This window comes from Rhodopseudomonas telluris, assembly GCF_042432815.1.
Classification (GTDB): Bacteria; Pseudomonadota; Alphaproteobacteria; order Rhizobiales; family Xanthobacteraceae; genus Rhodopseudomonas; species Rhodopseudomonas telluris.
Genome location: NZ_JBHLWM010000008.1, coordinates 220,612 through 237,747, shown reverse-complemented (window position 1 = coordinate 237,747; position 17,136 = coordinate 220,612). Strand labels below are relative to the sequence as shown.

Here is a 17,136-nt window from a genome sequence, read left to right as displayed (position 1 = left end):
AGGCGCCACAATCCCGATGCTGTCGACCGCGATTGTTTGCTGTACGACGAAGGTCGTCCTCCGGCGGATTGAGCTTTGGCGGTCTGCGACCTAGGGTAGCCTGACACTGATCTTGATGAATCCCATGGCCCGCAAAACGCTTGCAACACCTACCCAGGCACCACTGTTGCTCGGCGCGACGCTGCTGCTGTTCATCGTCATCGCCGGCGCGCTGTTTCTCAATTTGATGCGGCTGCGCGACAGCTTTTCCTGGGTGCAGCACACCAATGACGTGCTGCTGGCGATTGCCGGCATTCAGCGCGCGGTGCTGGAAGCGGAGACCAACGAGCGCGGCTATCTCCTCACCGGGCTCGAGAGCTACAGCGAAAACTATCTGCATGCGCGCGAGGCGCTCGGATCGCGGATCGACAGTCTGCGAGCGCTGGTCGGCGACAATCGCAGCCACGTCGCGCGCGTCGACGAGCTGCGCCAGTTCGTCGACATGCGCACCGCGCAGCTCGGACGCGTCATCGAACTGGGCCCCGAGCATATGCGCGAAGCGCTGGAAATCCTCGAACAGGCCAGGACCGATCGCCTCACCGAGCGCGTCGAAACGAGTCTCACAGCGCTCACCCGCGTCGAACAAGCCCTGCTCACCGAGCGCATGCTCCAGCACGACCGCGAAAGCCTCGCGGCTGCATTGATCACCGCATGCCTGCTCATTCTCGCGGTGGCCAGCGCAGCGATCGCCGCCTTCCTGCTCGAACACCAGCGCGCAACGGCACGGCAGCAGGAGGCCGACCAACGGCTGCAGAGCCTGCAGGCCGAGCTGATGCGGGTGGCGCGGCTCAGCACCATGGGTGAAATGTCCAGCGCACTGGCGCACGAGCTCAACCAGCCGCTCGGCGCCATCACCAACTACGTGCAGGGGTCGCGCCGGCTAGTCGAGGCCAGCAGCCATCCCGACAAGGCGAAGATCGGCGCCGCGCTCGACAAGGCCGCGCAGCAGACCTTGCGCGCCGGCGCCGTGATCCAGCGGCTCCGTGACTTCGTCGGCCGCGGCGAAACAGACAAGACCATCGAGAGCCTGCGCGCGATCGCCGAGGATGCGCTCGCCCTCGCCTCGGTCGTCAGCCGCGACCGCCCGGTCGACATCATCCTGGCGCTCGATCCGGCGAGCGACCGCGTGCTGGTCGACAAGGTGCAGGTGCAGCAGGTGTTCCTCAACCTGATCCGGAACGCCTTCGAGGCAATGCGCGACGAGCCGGAGCGCCGATTGAAGATCAGCAGCCGCGCGACGGCCGGCGGCATGGTCGAGGTCATGGTCGCCGACACCGGCCCGGGCCTCGACGCGCAGATCGCCGAGCGCATGTTCCAGCCCTTTGCCACCACCAAGCCGGACGGCATGGGCATCGGCCTGTCGATCTCCCAGACCATCATCCAGTCCCATGGCGGCTCGATCAGCGTCTCGACGCCGCCGGAAGGCGGCACGGTTTTCGGCTTCACGCTGCCGAGCGCGGAGGTCGAACCGCACTTGCCGTCCGCCGTGGCCGTGCGGGCGAGCTGACGCGGCCGCTTCGCGAACACGCGCCCAGCAATCCCTGGACACAGTCGCCGGGATCGTCGCAGCGGCCGTCGTCGAAACAGCAGGCCTCACCATGGCTTACGCGTTGCAGCGGCACGCCACTTCCGCCGCAATCGCGGTTCGAAATCGACCGATGCTACGCTCCGCTCTCAGCCGCGCTCTGGCGGCCGCGGCACTCGCCGCCTTGCTGCTGACGCCCCTCGCCGTCCAGGCGCGCGGCGGCATGGGCTTTCACATGCATGGCGGCATGGGCATGCATCTCGGCCGCTTCGCCGCCGGCCGCCACGGCAACGACAGCTATATCAAGGCCGCATCCGACGAACGCGACAAGCTGTTGTCCAAGTTGAAGAGCATCTGTCGCGGCTGCTGAGCCTTCACGAACAGAACAGCCCCAATTAATCCGCGCTCACCCGCGCTGTCGGCAACGCGGCGAGCCGCTCCGCGAAGTGATCATACAGTCCCTGCAGGGCAGGACCGGCTGCGGTGCGACATCCCGCCAATGCGGAAGTGGCGGCTGAGGCATCGCCGGCCTTGAACGCGGCCAGCATCGTGGCGTGGGTCTGCTTCAACGCGGCGAAGCGCGACGTCGCGGCAAAATCCTCGTCGCCCGCCAGCGCATACAGCCGCGTCGGCTTCGACTTGCCTTTCAGCATGATCTCCCCAGCTTCGAGCAACGCCATCCCCGGAGCCGCGCGGGCGACGTCTTCCGACACCAGAACGTCACTGCGGAATTCCTTCGAGGCGCTTTCGATCCGCGCCGCGACGTTCACCACGTCCCCCATCGCCGAATAGTTGAAGCGCTTCGCAGAGCCCATATTGCCGACGCAGGCGGTGCCGGTGTTGATGCCGATGCCGATCCGCACCACCGGATCGGCCAGCCCGCGCGCCGCAAAGCCGAACGCATCGACGTCGTTGAGCTGCCCGACAACGCCGCGCATCTTCAGCGCTGCGCGGCAGGCGCGCGCGGCATGGTCAACGACGTCGACCGGCGCATTCCAGAACGCCATGATCGAGTCGCCGATATATTTGTCGATAGTGCCGAGTTCGTCCTGGATCGCGTCCGACAGCGGCGACAGCAGCGTGTTGATGAAGTCGACCAGTTCGGTCGCGTTCAGCGTCTCGGAAATCGGCGTGAAGCCCCGCACGTCCATGAACATCACGCTGAGATCGCGCATCTCGCCGCCGAGCCGCATCGGCTCGGAGGATTGTTCGAGCTTGGCCAGCAGCGCCGGCGCGAGATACTGCCCGAACGCCTGGCGGACGAAGGTTTTCTCGCGCACCGAGGCAACGTGCAGCACGCGCTCGACCGCGACGTAAGTCGCCAGCGTCGCCAGCGACGGATACACCGGATCGATCAGCAGGCGGAAATGCGAGAACGCAATCCACGATCCGCCGATCGCGCAGAGGAACACCACGCCGCAGGCGATTAGCGAGAACCGCGCGCCGGCGATCAGCAGCAGCGCCGTCACCAGCGTGCCGAGCAGCAGCGTCGCGAGGATCTCGAACCCGTCCGCCCAGTCGGGCCGCTCGATGAAATCCTGCGCGATGATCTGTTCGATCAGTTGCGCCTGGATCGTGACGCCCGGCACCACCTGCCCGAGTGGCGTGGCGCGCGCGTCCAGCAGGCCGGAGGCCGAGGTGCCGACCAGCACGATCGTGCCTTCGAGCTTGTCGCGCATCTCGGCGGTCTTGGCCGAGTCGAGCACGTCCTTGACCGAGACGGTACGGTCCGGACGCTCACGGCTGAAATACACCCAGACCTCGCCGTCGCGGGTCAGCGGCAGCTTGAACTGTCCGACCCGCATGTCGACCAGCGCGGCGTGACCGGTGTCGGCGTCACCGCTGGCGCCGGTGCCGCGCACCACGATTCCCTTCTGGTTCTGCACCACGCGCAGCGCCTCGACGGCGAGACTGGGATAGACCTGCGCGCCATCCGACATCAGCATCGGCAGTCGCCGCACCACGCCGGTCCTGTCGCGCGCCGACAGGTTGATGGCGCCGACGCCGGCTGCGGCCTGTTCGAGCTGCGGCAAGTTGGCGACCGCTCCGCGGAACGGCGGCAGCACTTGCGTCGGCGTCACGCCGACGACAGCCAGTCCGTTCTTCACCGTCGGCCGCGTGGTGTTGCGCGCGCTGATCGCCGCGAAGCCCAGTACGGTCGGTGTCGCCTGCATCGCCTGTGCGAAGCTCGTGTCGTGATCCGGCAGGCTCTTGAGCAGTGCGACGGTGAGATCGCGGTCGGGCAGATCCGCGGTGCCGAGTTCGTTGGCCAGCCGGCCCGGCGTGGTCCGATCCGGCTCGGAGAAAATGATGTCGTAGGCGACCACACCGGCGCCGAGTTCGCCGAGGCGCTTGGTCAGGGCCGCGAGCCGCGTCCGCGGCCATGGCCATTGTCCGAACGCCCCCAGCGAGGCCTCGTCGATGTCGACGACGCGCACCGGCAGGTCCGCCACCGGCCGCGGCGACAGCCGCTGATAGGCGTCGAAGGCGCGCTCCTTGAGCTCACCGACGATCCGCGGGTCGTAAGCCCGCAGCGCGGTGAGCAGGAGCAGCGTCGCCAGCGCCGCCGCGACCGCCCGCACCGACTTGCTGCGCCCGAGCCGCCGCAGCCGCACCCAGGCCAGTGTGGCACGGCTGAGAAACGGGTATGCGTCGCGGCTCAACCGCCGCATGGCATCCCCCGATCGGCATAGCCTCCACGCCAGCCGGCACGCCGATGCACGGACCACGGACGATGAGCAAGACGGAACTGGTCCATACGATCAAACGTTGAAAGGACAGGCACGGGCCGAACGATCCGAACCGCAGCGACAGATGTCGTGATGGTAGGAAGATTGGTGGGGTCTTGCCACTGATTTTGCCGAACGGCTGCGGTGGCTGGGCTCGTCCCGCGCCGCGACGAAGGAGCGAGACGATGCTGCGAAGGGAATCGCGCGGCGAGCGGCTGGGATCGCTGATCGCGCTGTCGGCGTTGCCGATCGTCGCCATCGCGATCTATGCCGCGACCGCGCCCGCGCGGGGACATCAATCTCTCCAGCAGATCGCCGACGAAGCTGCGCTTGCCGGCGTCCTTGCCACCAGCGCTCACAAAACCGCAGCAGAGCGAGATGCAGCGACGTCGGTCGCCGTCAGCCGCGCGGTTGGCGACCGGCAGGCGACGATCCGCGCGATCACGCCCTCGGCCGACGGGTTGACCGTATCGGTCGAACTTATCGACCCCGCCACCAGGTCCGAAGTGACCGCCACGGCACGCTACGTGCCGCCGGGCGCGCCCCGGGCCGAACAGAAAGCCGCGGCGATCTCCGGCCATTCCGGTCCGGACTCTCATCGCTTCTAGGCGGCCTCGCCGATAGCGGCCGGTGATTATTTCATCTTCGCTGCGAAGATGCCGCCGCCGAGATAGCTGGCGCCGGAGATCCCGATGGCGCCGCCCATTTCTCCCACCGGACTGTTCGCGCCGCGGAAGAAGCTGCCGGCGATCCCCATCTGCCGCTGCCCGACGTCGCCGGCGAGTGAGCCGGCGAAATTGCGCGGATCGGGCATGAATTGCACCTGGCCGACATAGTTGGTGTTGTCCAGACCCGTCACCGTGACCTGACCGGTGCGCGAGCCGAAATTCACCGTATTGCTGAAATTGCCGGTCGCCACGTAGTTGCTGCCGGCGTTGTCGATGTTCGCGATGACATGGCCCGCATAGGTCGCCTGCCCGCTGAGCGGCACCTCGCCCGCCGTGGTTGGACGGCCGGCCACCCAGAAGCCGAGCGCCGTGTCGAGATACGGCCCCTGCTTGCTCTGGCTCGCCCATAATCCCCAGCGCGTGTAGTCGCAATCGCAGAAATTCGTCGTGGCGCCGCCGTCGTCCGCGTATTGCCGCGCCTGGTCGCGGGTCACCGTGACCATGACGCCGGTATGGTCGGTGATCGGCAGCCCGTTGATGGTCGACAGCGGCTTGCCGGTCTTGTCGGTCGCGGGGCCGGCGGCGAAGTTGCTGTAATCGCCGTAACCGCTCTGTCCGTCGAGCGACGGATCAGTCGATCCGAACTGATAGTTGAAGGTGGTGGGCAGATAGCCGGTGTTCGGGCCGTGCGCGACGTCGCCGTCGAAATTCGCCTGGACCCGTCCGCTCGTCGCATCGAGCGCGACCCTCGCGGTGCCACCGAAGATGCCCGTCGAGGGCCCCGCGTAATAGGTCGAGCTGCTGGTCAGCGTCGTCATCAGGCCGCCGACGAAGCCGGCCAGCGTGATGCTCGGCCGCGCCCCGATGCTCTCCTGCGCAATCTGGTTGACGGCCGCCTGCTGGGTCGAGGTCTGGATCGTCTGGTTCAGCGATGCGGCGACCGGAGGCGGCGGAGGTGGAGGAGGCGGGACAGGCGTCAGCGAGCCGGCCACCGAGCCGCCCGGCGTGCCGGTGGCGCGGTTCTCGGCGCGCTGCACATTGGCAGGCGACGCCGTACCGCGGGCGACGCCGCCGCTCTGGCCACTGCCGCTCTGGAACAGCCGAATCTGATTGAGCACGAAATTCGCCGGCGGCGGACCGGGCGGCGTCGGCGGCTGGCCGCCCTGCAGGGCGGTGTATTCACCGGCGCCCAGCGACACCGTGCTGCCACCGGACGACACCGTCGAGGTGCCATAGCCGGCATAAACGTGATTGGTCCCGATCAGCGCCACGCCGCCGCGGATGCCGACGGTCGCGGACGCGGTCTTGATCTCGGCATCGCCATTATGACTGATCTGGCCGCCGACGAAGCGCAGCGCTCCCTTGCCCAGCGTCGCTGCCAGCTTGCCGCTGCCCGCATTGGGGTCATAGACGTATTCGTCGATCGTCAGGTCGCTGTTCGGGCCGATCGTCATCGACGTCTTGTCGACGAACAGCAGCTGTACCGAGCCCGCCGAGGTGGTCTGGATCCGCTCCTTGTGGGCGATCGACGAGCCGATCGTGATGGTGCGCAGATTGGCGGTGGCGTTGGGGTTCACCGCCGAGGCCTTGCCGACCTCCTGCGCCAGCGCGCTGGTGCCGAGCATCGCCAGCGCGAGAGCCGCCAGCACGCCCTGCCCGATCCGTCGTCCTGCCGTGCGTTGCATCGCCGATCTCCTCAGAAACGCAGCGTCGGGCCGATCGAGGCCGACAGGTTGTTGGTGCGGTAGTTCGGCAGATTGGAGTCGATCTTGGTGTAGGTCACCTGGGTGCGCAGGCCGACATTGTCGACCAGCTGCGCGTCGAAGATCGCGCCGTAGCGATATTCCTGGTCGCGGCGGACGATCACCGGATCGACGATGAAGTTCGGCGCGTCGTAATTGGCCTGGCTGAAGCCGGCGGTCGGCGCGAACACGAAGGCATGCGGCGTGCCGAACACAGGCAGCACGAACTCGATCGGCAGCGCGACGTCGATCGAATAGCGCTTGTAGCTGTTGTAATCGGCGATCGCCTTGTTGCTGTCGTAGCCGGCGCGCGTCGTCCAGTGCACCCCGCCCCAGCGGAAATCGGTGAGGATCGCAGCGGTGAGCAGATCGCCGGTCTGGTCGCTGGCGGTCGGGAAATAGTTCGAGTCGCTGAAGCGGCGATGCCGGGTCTCGACATAACCTTCGACTAGGCCGAGGCCGCCGAGCTGCGTGCGGGCCGACAGGCCGCCGCCGAGCGCGTTGAAGTAACTATAGTCGCCAAGCCAGACCTTGTCGCCGATCGCGTAGTACTTGAACGAGGAGTCCTGTCCGAGCCCGACGCGATGACCGGCGGTGACTTCGACCAGGCCGAGATTGAACCGGCTCTGCGTCATCTGCCGCGAATTGAGGCCGAGGAACGAGGTCTCGATCGCGTCACCACGCAGATTGAGTTTGTAGGCATAGGTCGCCGCGACGGTCTGGAACGTGTTCCAGTCCGGCTTCTTGCCGTAACGCGGATCGAGGATCGCGTCCTGGCCGAGCGCCCGCACCTGCAGGCCGTTCGGCCCGATATTGGCGTTGGTCTGGTAGCGCATCCCGGAATGCATGAACACGCTGTATTCGTACGGCGCCAGCCGGCGGTCGATCTCCGACAGATACGCCATGACCTGGGCGCGGATATCGGCCGGCACATTGGTGCCCTTGATGGCGTCGAGCAGATAGCCACGCGCGATCTCGTAGGACGCCAGCTTGAAATACAGCACGCCGAGTTCGAGCTTCACCCGCGGCAACTCGGGATTGAAGAACAGCATGCGCTCCAGCGCGCCGATCGCAGCCTCGTAGTCGCCCCGCGCCACCGCCTCGTGGGCGAACTTGAAGCTGACGTCGAGATCGGACGGCCGCTGATACATCTGCGCGAACAGCGTATCGTAGTCGGGCGAGGCAGACACCGGGGCGGACGCCGGGGTCGGCGCCGGCCCGGCTTGCTGTGCGGCAGCGCCCGAAATGGCGATCCCGGTCGCCGCCAGCAGGCCCATCATGGTGGCTCGAAACGTCACGCAGCACTCCGAAATCAAATACGATCGAAACCGTTTGCTCGTTGTCCGAGCTAATGGGTCGGGATTTTGCTGAGAACGTTCGGGCAGCGGTATCCTTTTTTACGCTGTCCCAGCGGGATTGGCTGCGGTCGTGGCTTTTGTGTCACGCGGAGACGGCCGCGATGTCCTGAATCCGTACGAGGTCACACAACACGCCGCGGATTCAGGCAAATCAGTCCAGCCCGCGCTCGGTGCTGAGCCGGACCATCTCTGTGACGAAAATCGCTTTCTGCTTGTCGTCGAGGGTGGCGAACAGCGGCTCGGCGGCGTCGGCGACGGCGCGCTGGTCGGCGCCGCGGTCGTACAGGAATTGCGCCTCGTTGCGCATCTGCTCGACGATGTCGTCCGGCGGATCGCGCTGCGCCCGTGCCTTGCGCAGTTCGAGCCGCTCGGCGCCGTGCTGGCCGAGATAGTGCATCGCGCTGGAGAATTGCCCCCAGTGCTTCTCCTGCTCCGGCGTCAGCTTCAGCTCGCTTTTGATCCGCTGGATGTTGGCGTCCGAACTGGCGACGATCTGCTCGGCGGTCAGCGCGGCCGGCACCGCGGCAGCCGCCGGCGCCGCATTGCCCTTGGCCTGGGCGGCCTTTGCCGCCTTCGCGGCCTCGCGCGCCTGCTTGCGGGCCTCGCGGGCATTGCGCGGCGGAGTCTGAGTTGGCTGAGCAGTCTGCGCCGGGGGGGCGGCCTGGGGCTGCACCGGCCCGGCCGCGTTGCGATTGTTGGTGCCGGTGACGCCGCCGAGCACCCCGCCGACGACGCCAACCACGCCGCCGATGGCTCCGCCCAGCACCCCGCCGACCGGCCCGGCCGCCCGGTTGCCTTCGCGGGCGCCCTGCTGCACGCCCTGAACAAGGCCTTGGGCCTGGGCAGCAGGCGTCGGTGCCGCCACCACCCCCAAGGTCAAGGCCAGGGCCATCAGAGTCCAGCCGCGTCGCATTGCAGATCCCGGCATCATCGAACGCCCTTTCATCGCATGTTCCGCCAGCGGACGCCGACGATTCGCACCGAGTCTGGCAGAGCGCGGCGCTGCGGTGAACCCGTGCCCGTCGCGCATCGCGGAACCGAACTTGGCGGTGGCCGCTGAGGCAGCTTCCGCGTACGACCACGCCAGCCGTGCAACAGGAAAGTCCAAGATGCGCATCGTCGACGTTTGCGAGATCACCAAGCCGATCGCCTCCCCGATCCGCAACGCCTATATCGATTTCTCGAAGATGACGACGAGCCTGGTCGCGGTGGTGACCGACGTCGAACGCGACGGCCGCCGCGTCGTCGGCTACGGCTTCAACTCCAACGGCCGCTACGGCCAGGGCGGCCTGATCCGCGAGCGCTTTCGGGACCGCATCCTCGAGGCAGAGCCGAGCAGTCTGCTCAACGAAGCCGGCGACAATCTCGATCCGCACAGGATCTGGTCGGCGATGATGACCAACGAAAAGCCCGGCGGCCACGGCGAACGCTCGGTCGCGGTCGGCACGCTCGACATGGCGATCTGGGACGCCACCGCCAAGATCGCCGGAAAGCCGCTGTTCCGGATGCTCGCCAAGCAGAACGACCGCGAGGCGGATCCGCGCGTGTTTGTCTACGCCGCCGGCGGCTACTACTATCCGGGCAAGGACGACAGCGCGCTGCGCGCCGAGATGCGCGGCTATCTCGATCGTGGCTACAATGTCGTAAAGATGAAGATCGGCGGCGCACCGATCGCCGAGGACCAGCGCCGGATCGAAGCGGTGCTGGCGGAGATCGGCAACGAGGCCCGGCTCGCCGTGGATGCCAACGGCCGGTTCGATCTGGAAACCGGCATCGCCTACGCCAAGATGCTGCGGCAGTATCCGCTGTTCTGGTACGAGGAAGTCGGCGACCCGCTCGACTACGCGCTGCAGGCCGCGCTGTCCGAATTCTACCCCGGCCCGATGGCCACCGGCGAGAACCTGTTCTCGCATCAGGACGCCCGCAACCTGCTGCGCTACGGCGGCATGCGGCCGGATCGCGACTACCTGCAGTTCGACTGCGCACTGTCCTACGGGCTGGTCGAATATCTGCGGACGCTCGACGTGCTCAAGCAATTCGGCTGGTCACCGTCGCGCTGCATACCGCACGGCGGCCACCAGATGTCGCTCAACATCGCCGCCGGCCTCGGGCTCGGCGGCAATGAAAGCTATCCGGATCTCTTCCTGCCCTACGGCGGCTTCCCGGACGGCGTGAAGGTCGAGGACGGCCATATCGTCATGCCCGAACTCCCCGGCATCGGCTTCGAAGGCAAGTCCGACCTGATCAAGGTGATGCGCGATCTGGCCGCGTAAGCCACCGGCGCGCGACGAACATTCGCCGGCGCCAGTGGCCCCCGTCGTCGCGGCGCCTTAGCCGGCCGCCGCGATCCGGGCTGCGAAGTCGCGATAGGCGTGCAGCGGACGGCCGAGCAACTTGACGAGACGGTCGCGGTCGCCCGGCTCCGGGATCATGCCGTCGCTGACGAAGCGCTGCGCCATCAGCCGCATTTCATACGCCATCCACTTCGGCATGAAGCTCGCCATGTTTTGCTCGAAGGCGGTCGTATCATCGCCGCCATAGACCACCGGGCGGCCCAGCACGTCCGACCAGATCGCCGCCACGTCCGCGCCCGTCAGCGTATCGGGCCCGACCAGATTGATGGTCTCGACCGGCAGCTTGCCCGGCGCCTGCGCGCGGCGGATCAGTTCGATCGCCGCGACTTCGGCGATGTCGCGGGCATCCACCATGGCGAGGCCCTTGCTACCGATCGGCATCGGATAGACGCCGTGGCCGAGGACCACGTCCTTGATCATCAGATCGTTGTCGATGAAGTAGGACGGACGCAGGATGGTGGCGCTGAAGCCCATCTGCTCGAGCATCCGCTCGCCGCCGGACTTCACCGCGAAATGCGGTACGTCGACGAAGCGGTCGGCATGGATCACCGACTGATACACGGCCCGCTCGACGCCGGCCTCGCGCGCGATGTTCAACGTGATCAGCGCCTGTGCGAATTCGTCGCCGGCGACCGCGTTGAGCAGGAAGAACGCCCCCACGCCGGCGAAGGCCGCGCGCAGCGAGTCGACGTCGAGCAGATCGCCCTTCACCACCTCCACCCCGGCCGCAAAATCAGCCTTGGCGGGATCGCGAACCAGCACGCGCACCTGTGCGCCGCGCTGGACGAGGTTGTGGACGACATGGCGGCCGACGCGGCCGGCGGCTCCGAGGACGAGGATGGTCATAAGGGTCACTCCGTTGGGGTTTGAAGACACCCCGACCATGAGTGATCCACATTCGAGCCGATAGCTGCTAGATTTGGACAGACCGTCTCACAGGTGAAACGATGGACCTGCTCGCTCTGTCCGATTTCAATCTGGTTGCCCGCCATGGCGGCTTCGGCCGCGCGGCCCGCGCCACCGGCCGCCCCAAGGCGACGCTGTCGCGCCGCGTGACCGAGCTGGAGGCCGCGCTCGATCTGCGGCTGTTCGAACGCGGCGCACGCACGCTCAAGCTCACCGAAGAAGGCCGCGCGCTGTTCGAACGAACCAGCGCCCTGATTACCGAACTCGACGAGACTGCGGCGTCGATTGCCTCGGGCGGCGGCCGGCCCAAAGGCAAGCTGCGCATCAGCGCGCCGCTGCTGTTCTCGCAGACGGCCATGGGCAGGCTCGCAGCCGACTTCGCGCTGAGCTATCCGGAGGTCCGGCTCGAGGTCACGACGGACGACCGCGCTGTCGACATGATCGAGGAAGGCTACGACCTGGTGATCCGGGTCAATCCCGCCCCCGACGACAACTTGGTCGGCCGGATCTTCCTCCGCGACCGGCTCGTCGTGGTGGCGAGCCCGAGCCTCGCCCGCCCCGCGGACGACGGCGTCGCCCCGGCCGTGGTCCGTGGCAGCGGCGCGGGCCGCGAAAGCTGGGACCTGATCGCGGCGGCAGGACGATCGCGCCTCGCGGTCGATCCCGTGCTGCGGCTGTCGTCGCTGATGATGGTCCGCGATGCCGTCCGCGCCGGCGTCGGCGTCGCACGTCTGCCGATCTCGCTGGTGACCCACGATCTGAGCACCGGACGTCTGGTGAAGTGGGGCGACGCTGACGGGCCGGAGATTCAGTTGTGGGCGCTCTACCCGTCGCGCCGGCTGCTCAGCGCCCGCGTCTCTGCATTCCTCGATCATCTCAAGCACGCCTTCCCGTCCGGGATGCCGGAGGAACTGGCGGCGTATCTGGCCACATAGCGGATGCAGTTCGGCGCCGTGGATTGGCCGTAGTCAGCCACGTGCCTCCACAAGCACCGCAGGTCGGCATGGCGGCCGCGAGGCGGCTCGCCTAGACTGCCGTCAACGAAACCGCGCGCGGGCCAACGCGCATCCAGGAAACGCCATGACCACCGAGCCTTCACGCGCGCAGACGCATCCCTTCGAAATCCGCCATGCCATCGACATCGCCGCGCCGCGCGAGGCCGTGTTCGACTACGTCACCAATCCGAAGTCGTGGCCCGAATGGCTGCCCTCCTCGCACGCGCTGGATTGCGACGATCGCCCGATGCGCTTCGGCGACACCTTCCACGAACACTGGTCGACCCGCACCGGCCCGGTCGATCTCGACTGGCTGGTGATCGCCTGCGACCGCCCGACGCTGTGGATCGGCATGACCTACACCAGCTTCATGGGCCCGGTAGTGGTGCACTACACGTTTGAAGAGGTCGATGGCCAAACCCGCTTCACCCGCATCCTCCGCAACCCGGCAAGGCCGAAGCCACCGACCGCGGAGATGGTCGAGCGGATGAGCGCGGAGGCGGAGCTGGGATTGGGGAATATCAAGAGGATTGTGGAGCGGCGGTGAGCCGACCGGCGAAGCGGCGGCCAATGGGCCGACACGCCCTGCTGGCCGCTATGAGTAACACGCCGACCTAACACACCTGTTCGAGATCTGCTGCTGGCACAGGCGTATCCGCGTGCCGATCTCCCATTGCACCGCAAACGTGGAGAGCCGCCGACGCTGTGATGGAGAAATGGGCTACGCGTCAGGCACGCCAATCCGGCACGTTCTTTTGGCGTTGAAACGAGATGTATTCGATAATCGTTCCATCCGGGTCTTTAAAGCACAAGAACAAACAATCGAGCCCGTGCGACCGAACGCCCTTAGCGGTCTCGTAACGAGAGATCGGTCCGACGAATTCGACGTTGTGAGCCTCCAGGGTCTTTGCTGCTTGAAAGACGTCATCGACTTCGAAGCACAGTCGGCCGATCCCGATGTTATGGAGAGTGGGATATGCGTTGCCGACCGTCGGCGGGTCGATGAACTGTATGATGTCCAGGAACGGACGCGGCCGGCCACCACGGATTCTCATGAAGGCGGCGCGGAAGCGCCTTCCCTCCGGCAATCCAAGGCCATCCCAAACGCCGGCGCCCTGCTCGAATATATTGTCGTCGAATTTTTCAAATCCGAGCATTTCGTAAAATGCGATGCTACGCTCAAGATCGCTTACGCAAATATTGGCGTGAACCCACTCACGAATTCTGATTGTGTCCACCTGATCACCGGTTGTTGGAGGAGACGAGTTTTGATCGGCAGGTCTAGGCCTGATTTTTCCGACCGCATGCGAAGTAGTAAACAGAGGGCCAGTTCACCTGCCCTCTGTTGCCTGTTGGATGCCAGCTCGTGACGTGGCGCTTGGCCAACCGCTAGTCTTGCCAGAACGTCTTCGAAACCTTGCGGCGCGCGCTGCGAGTTTCCCGCTTGGCAAAATCCTCCATGCCTTCCGTGGCGAAACGTCCGGGCTTGCTGTCGAACGGCTGGAGGGGCACTTCGAAGGCCATGGCCGCCGGCACCGGAAGGTCTGCGCTCTTGTTGAGAACGAACTTCGACCGACGAAGCGTCACGGGATTCTTCGCCGCGACCACGGCGATCAAGGCATCGACCTCCTTGTCGAGATCAGCCGGCTTGCAGATTCGATTGATGAGGTCGTATCGCTCTGCGGTTTCCGCATCGAACAGTTGACCGATCAGATTCCATTCCTTGGTCTTGCGGCGGCCGGCGAATTTCTGGAGCCGAGTCACGCCGCCCCAGCCTGGCGTGATGTCCCAGTCGATTTCCGGCATACCCCATCGGCTTCGATCGGTTGCGACCACGAAGTCGCACGTCAAGGTGAGCTCGAGGCCACCGCCCGTGCACACCCCGTCTACGGCCGCGATCGTGATACAGGTGAGGTCTTCGATCGTTTGTGCCGTTTCCTGATACTGGCGGCACTGCCAATACGGGTCTTCATCATTCCAGGTCAGAAAGTCCTTGATGTCGTCGCCCGCGCAGAACGTATCTCCGGCGCCCTGGAACACAAGAAAGCGGCATTCACGATCCTTCTTGACCGAACGAACCGCGTTCGCGAGCTCGTCGGACATCTCGCGATCGAGCGCGTTGTGAGCATGAGGTCGATTGAAGGTGATTCGCGTAATCGTTCCTTCGCGCTTGAAGATGATGTGCTTGTACTGCGACAAGGGAGTCTCCTCTGGAATGATGGTTGCGTAACGCTACTAACAAGACCTTTGTACATTAGTCAGTATCGTTGCGCAACCACCTTTTCGCGAGGCAGGCTGACGTAGCTGCTGGGCCGATCTCCGGCAGGCACCGCTCACTCGGCCCTTTCAGGGCGAGCGGTCGCGCCAGCCAGAACGCGAACAGAAGCGGTGAGACGCTCACGGCTTCAAGGCGTGCATGCAGGCGAGCATGTCCGAACGAGCGAAATTGCAGGAAACACGTGCGGTGCGCCTTCGCATCTGCTAGCAACGACCCCTAAATGGCAGATGCAGAGACGCGATTTCGCTCAACATGCGTGACGACCCCCCTCCGTTGGATAGTGCCTTGCGGGCGATTGGTGATCCCTGGAGTTTCCTGATCCAGCAGGAAGCCTTCTTCGGGGTTCGCCGATTTGGCGATTTTCAACGAAATTTGAACATCGCAAAAAATACGTTGACCGACCGTCTGTCGATGCTCGTTGAATTTGGCCTTCTGGAGCGGAAGAAGCTACCTGACCGTTCCGACATCCATGAGTATCGTCTGACCCCTCGCGGTCTTGATACTTATCAATACGCTTTGTCGCTCATGAGGTGGGGGGACGATTGGGTTGCCGGGAAGGATGGCCCGCCGGTCATCCTGTCGCACAAGACGTGCGGCCGTGTACTGCGCCCGAAAGCGATCTGCTCGGCCTGCAAACGCGAAATCCATGCGGAGGATGTTCAGATCAACCTGGGCAATATTGCCGAGACTATTCGCAATGATACCGCCTCGGTCCGGGTCTCATCACGTCCTGAACTTTATACTGCCGGGAGACCAACATCCGTCAGCCGAACATTAGCCGTCATCGGAGACCGCTGGGGCTTTTTCGTCTTGTGGTTGGCCCTCGCGGGCATTTCAAAATTTGAACATTTCCATAGCGTGCTGGGCATCGCAAGAACGACGCTGACAGCGCGGCTCAACCATTTCGTCGAACGTGGCGTGCTGGACCGTTTGGAATATCAGTCGCGTCCGCCTCGGTACGAATACCGGCTGAGTGAGAGCGGCAAGGCACTTTGCCCGGTGCTCCTAACCCTTCACGACTGGGGCCTTCGCGGTCTCCACAAGCGTGCCGCCAAGACATCGATCCTTCACCGATCGTGTGGGCAGCCCCTGCATGTCGAAATCGTCTGTATGGCGTGCGGGCATCCGCCTCTGCCCAAGGACGTCGAAGTCAAGCAGGTGCACCTTGTTGCGCCGCGCGCCCGTCAATCGCGCCCTTCTAAGACAGTCTCGAAGAAGGGCGCTAGCCGAACGAAGGCGTGATTGGAAACGTGCGGGCTGTTTCGGTTCAGGGGGCCGAACCTGACAGAATGTCGCCGAAGATCTCCCAACGATCTCCTTGCATCCGGGCTGTCCTCATGTCCTTCATCGGGGCAAAGTCCGTCGCACTCGTGTTGATCGCAATTCCCGGCAGCAGCATGTCCGGCCTGAAATCGACCAGGTTGGCGGCCTGCCGCATGACGTTGGCGCGCGTCAGGTCATTGCCGCACTGCTGCAAGACCTTCACCATCGTCTGAGAAATGACGTACGCATACACGACAAAGTAATCGTTCTTGTCGGCGTCGGGAGCGTACTTCGCCAGGAAGTCGTCGAATTTCTGCTTCGCCTCATCGTTGGCCCATTGCGGGTCCGACGGATCCTTGAGGTAGACGGTCGAGACGATTCCCTGAGAATTATCGAAGCCTGCGGGGCGAATGACCGTGCCGATCGATGCTCCGATGCTCGACAGGATGAAGAGCGGCTTCCAGCCCAGCTCCGAGACTTTTCGAATTGATTGAGCAGCAACTCTCGGCAAGGCGATCGCGATGAAGGTGTCTGCTCCGCTGGCCTTCACTTTCACAACATGCGAGTCGATGACTGGCTCAGATATCTCGTAGCTTTCTTCCGCCACGATCAGGGACGCCCTGTCGCCGAGGCCGTCCTTGAGGCCCTTCAGGTAATCCTTGCCGAGGTCGTCGTTCTGATAGAGGACAGCAATCTTGGCGTCGGGCTTCGTCGCCAAGATGTATTTCGCGAAGATTCGCCCCTCGGTCTGATAGTTTGGCTGAAAGCCCATCGTCCAGGGAAATTCGGCTGGCTTGTTCCAGCGTGTTGCGCCCCCACCAACGAACAGCTGCGGAACGCCCTTGGTGTTCATGTACTTTTGGATTGCCGCGTTGGTCGGAGTGCCTACAGGGTTGAAGATGAAAAGCACCTCGTCGCTCTCGACGAGTTTGCGGGCCTGCTCGACGGTCTTCGGCGGGCTGTAGGCGTCGTCATAGGATATGAACTTGATCTTGCGTCCATTGATGCCCCCCTCATCGTTCACCTTCTTGAAGTAGGCGGCTTCGATCTTGCCGATGATGCCGAGGCTCGAGACGGGACCACTATACGCCAGAATGTTGCCGACCTTGATTTCGTGATCGTTGGCGCCAACGTCGTATTTGCTTTGCGCGAACGTATCGCCAGGGCTGAAGGCAAGCATGGCCAACCCAGAAGCCACTGCCGCAAATAATCGTGCTCGCATCGATCCCTCCCTTGATAGGCCCGTTTTTTCAAGCCGGTTGCGTAACGCTACTATAGA

15 protein-coding genes are annotated in these 17,136 nt (G+C 64.7%); 7 read left to right on the top strand and 8 right to left on the bottom strand.

Going from position 1 to position 17,136, the window contains the following annotated elements:
• The first annotated feature begins 124 nt into the window (after positions 1-124).
• Together ACFFJ6_RS18750 and ACFFJ6_RS18745 are read left to right on the top strand one after the other, a co-directional pair.
• Complete coding sequence (locus ACFFJ6_RS18750) at positions 125-1,546, top strand: sensor histidine kinase (RefSeq protein ID WP_378390601.1); 1,422 nt, start codon at positions 125-127, stop codon at positions 1,544-1,546.
• Between the two features lie 151 nt (positions 1,547-1,697).
• Entirely contained in the window at positions 1,698-1,934 is a 237-nt protein-coding gene (locus tag ACFFJ6_RS18745) for a hypothetical protein (protein WP_378390599.1), read from the top strand.
• Between the two features lie 25 nt (positions 1,935-1,959).
• Here ACFFJ6_RS18745 and ACFFJ6_RS18740 read toward each other — a convergent pair whose 3' ends face one another.
• Positions 1,960-4,236: a CHASE2 domain-containing protein gene (locus ACFFJ6_RS18740; protein WP_378390597.1), complete on the bottom strand. Its 2,277-nt coding sequence runs from the start codon at positions 4,234-4,236 to the stop codon at positions 1,960-1,962.
• A 242-nt stretch (positions 4,237-4,478) separates the two neighbouring features.
• Between ACFFJ6_RS18740 and ACFFJ6_RS18735 the strand changes: the two genes are divergently transcribed.
• Positions 4,479-4,901 carry a hypothetical protein gene (locus tag ACFFJ6_RS18735; protein WP_378390595.1) on the top strand — a complete coding sequence of 141 codons (423 nt, stop codon included), beginning with the start codon at positions 4,479-4,481 and terminating at the stop codon, positions 4,899-4,901.
• 26 nt (positions 4,902-4,927) lie between these two features.
• On the opposite strand, the gene ACFFJ6_RS18730 is transcribed toward ACFFJ6_RS18735, so the two are convergent.
• The 3 genes from ACFFJ6_RS18730 to ACFFJ6_RS18720 form a co-directional block, all read right to left on the bottom strand.
• Positions 4,928-6,646 carry a FecR family protein gene (locus ACFFJ6_RS18730; protein WP_378390593.1) on the bottom strand — a complete coding sequence of 573 codons (1,719 nt, stop codon included), beginning with the start codon at positions 6,644-6,646 and terminating at the stop codon, positions 4,928-4,930.
• Positions 6,647-6,657: 11 nt separating this feature from the next.
• Entirely contained in the window at positions 6,658-7,983 is a 1,326-nt protein-coding gene (locus tag ACFFJ6_RS18725) for a hypothetical protein (protein ID WP_378392203.1), read from the bottom strand.
• A 229-nt stretch (positions 7,984-8,212) separates the two neighbouring features.
• A complete protein-coding gene (locus tag ACFFJ6_RS18720; RefSeq protein WP_378392201.1) occupies positions 8,213-8,953 on the bottom strand; it encodes a Spy/CpxP family protein refolding chaperone in 741 nt (246 codons plus the stop codon).
• A gap of 217 nt (positions 8,954-9,170) precedes the next feature.
• Here ACFFJ6_RS18720 and ACFFJ6_RS18715 point away from each other — a divergent pair, with 217 nt between their 5' ends.
• Entirely contained in the window at positions 9,171-10,334 is a 1,164-nt protein-coding gene (locus tag ACFFJ6_RS18715) for a mandelate racemase/muconate lactonizing enzyme family protein (protein WP_378390590.1), read from the top strand.
• 57 nt (positions 10,335-10,391) lie between these two features.
• Here the strand turns inward: ACFFJ6_RS18715 and ACFFJ6_RS18710 are convergent, their stop codons facing one another.
• Positions 10,392-11,261, bottom strand: a complete 870-nt coding sequence (locus tag ACFFJ6_RS18710; RefSeq protein ID WP_378390588.1) for an SDR family oxidoreductase — start codon at positions 11,259-11,261, stop codon at positions 10,392-10,394.
• A gap of 101 nt (positions 11,262-11,362) precedes the next feature.
• Here ACFFJ6_RS18710 and ACFFJ6_RS18705 point away from each other — a divergent pair, with 101 nt between their 5' ends.
• Both ACFFJ6_RS18705 and ACFFJ6_RS18700 read left to right on the top strand, forming a co-directional pair.
• Entirely contained in the window at positions 11,363-12,256 is an 894-nt protein-coding gene (locus ACFFJ6_RS18705; protein ID WP_378390586.1) for a LysR family transcriptional regulator, read from the top strand.
• Between the two features lie 145 nt (positions 12,257-12,401).
• Positions 12,402-12,863 carry an SRPBCC family protein gene (locus ACFFJ6_RS18700; protein WP_378390584.1) on the top strand — a complete coding sequence of 154 codons (462 nt, stop codon included), beginning with the start codon at positions 12,402-12,404 and terminating at the stop codon, positions 12,861-12,863.
• Between the two features lie 181 nt (positions 12,864-13,044).
• Here ACFFJ6_RS18700 and ACFFJ6_RS18695 read toward each other — a convergent pair whose 3' ends face one another.
• Both ACFFJ6_RS18695 and ACFFJ6_RS18690 read right to left on the bottom strand, forming a co-directional pair.
• Positions 13,045-13,554, bottom strand: a complete 510-nt coding sequence (locus ACFFJ6_RS18695) for a VOC family protein (RefSeq protein WP_378390582.1) — start codon at positions 13,552-13,554, stop codon at positions 13,045-13,047.
• Between the two features lie 151 nt (positions 13,555-13,705).
• The gene (locus ACFFJ6_RS18690; RefSeq protein WP_378390580.1) at positions 13,706-14,515 is read right to left on the bottom strand and encodes an enoyl-CoA hydratase/isomerase family protein; all 810 of its coding nucleotides are present in this window, start codon (positions 14,513-14,515) and stop codon (positions 13,706-13,708) included.
• Between the two features lie 331 nt (positions 14,516-14,846).
• On the opposite strand from ACFFJ6_RS18690, the gene ACFFJ6_RS18685 reads away from it, so the two are divergent.
• On the top strand, positions 14,847-15,836 hold the full coding sequence (locus ACFFJ6_RS18685) for a winged helix-turn-helix transcriptional regulator (protein ID WP_378390578.1): 990 nt from the start codon (positions 14,847-14,849) through the stop codon (positions 15,834-15,836).
• 25 nt (positions 15,837-15,861) lie between these two features.
• Here the strand turns inward: ACFFJ6_RS18685 and ACFFJ6_RS18680 are convergent, their stop codons facing one another.
• Positions 15,862-17,079 carry an ABC transporter substrate-binding protein gene (locus ACFFJ6_RS18680; protein ID WP_378390576.1) on the bottom strand — a complete coding sequence of 406 codons (1,218 nt, stop codon included), beginning with the start codon at positions 17,077-17,079 and terminating at the stop codon, positions 15,862-15,864.
• Positions 17,080-17,136: the final 57 nt, after the last annotated feature.

Excerpts from the sequence above, each read along its gene's own strand:
- ACFFJ6_RS18705 (WP_378390586.1), top strand. The coding sequence starts at position 11,363 with ATGGACCTGCTCGCTCTGTCCGATTTCAATCTGGTTGCCCGCCATGGC.
- ACFFJ6_RS18710 (WP_378390588.1), bottom strand. The coding sequence starts at position 11,261 with ATGACCATCCTCGTCCTCGGAGCCGCCGGCCGCGTCGGCCGCCATGTC.
- ACFFJ6_RS18745 (WP_378390599.1), top strand. The coding sequence starts at position 1,698 with ATGCTACGCTCCGCTCTCAGCCGCGCTCTGGCGGCCGCGGCACTCGCC.
- ACFFJ6_RS18700 (WP_378390584.1), top strand. The coding sequence starts at position 12,402 with ATGACCACCGAGCCTTCACGCGCGCAGACGCATCCCTTCGAAATCCGC.
- ACFFJ6_RS18730 (WP_378390593.1), bottom strand. The coding sequence starts at position 6,646 with ATGCAACGCACGGCAGGACGACGGATCGGGCAGGGCGTGCTGGCGGCT.
- ACFFJ6_RS18720 (WP_378392201.1), bottom strand. The coding sequence starts at position 8,953 with ATGGCCCTGGCCTTGACCTTGGGGGTGGTGGCGGCACCGACGCCTGCT.
- ACFFJ6_RS18685 (WP_378390578.1), top strand. The coding sequence starts at position 14,847 with ATGCGTGACGACCCCCCTCCGTTGGATAGTGCCTTGCGGGCGATTGGT.
- ACFFJ6_RS18750 (WP_378390601.1), top strand. The coding sequence starts at position 125 with ATGGCCCGCAAAACGCTTGCAACACCTACCCAGGCACCACTGTTGCTC.
- ACFFJ6_RS18735 (WP_378390595.1), top strand. The coding sequence starts at position 4,479 with ATGCTGCGAAGGGAATCGCGCGGCGAGCGGCTGGGATCGCTGATCGCG.
- ACFFJ6_RS18715 (WP_378390590.1), top strand. The coding sequence starts at position 9,171 with ATGCGCATCGTCGACGTTTGCGAGATCACCAAGCCGATCGCCTCCCCG.
- ACFFJ6_RS18680 (WP_378390576.1), bottom strand. The coding sequence starts at position 17,079 with ATGCGAGCACGATTATTTGCGGCAGTGGCTTCTGGGTTGGCCATGCTT.
- ACFFJ6_RS18740 (WP_378390597.1), bottom strand. The coding sequence starts at position 4,236 with ATGCGGCGGTTGAGCCGCGACGCATACCCGTTTCTCAGCCGTGCCACA.
- ACFFJ6_RS18725 (WP_378392203.1), bottom strand. The coding sequence starts at position 7,983 with ATGATGGGCCTGCTGGCGGCGACCGGGATCGCCATTTCGGGCGCTGCC.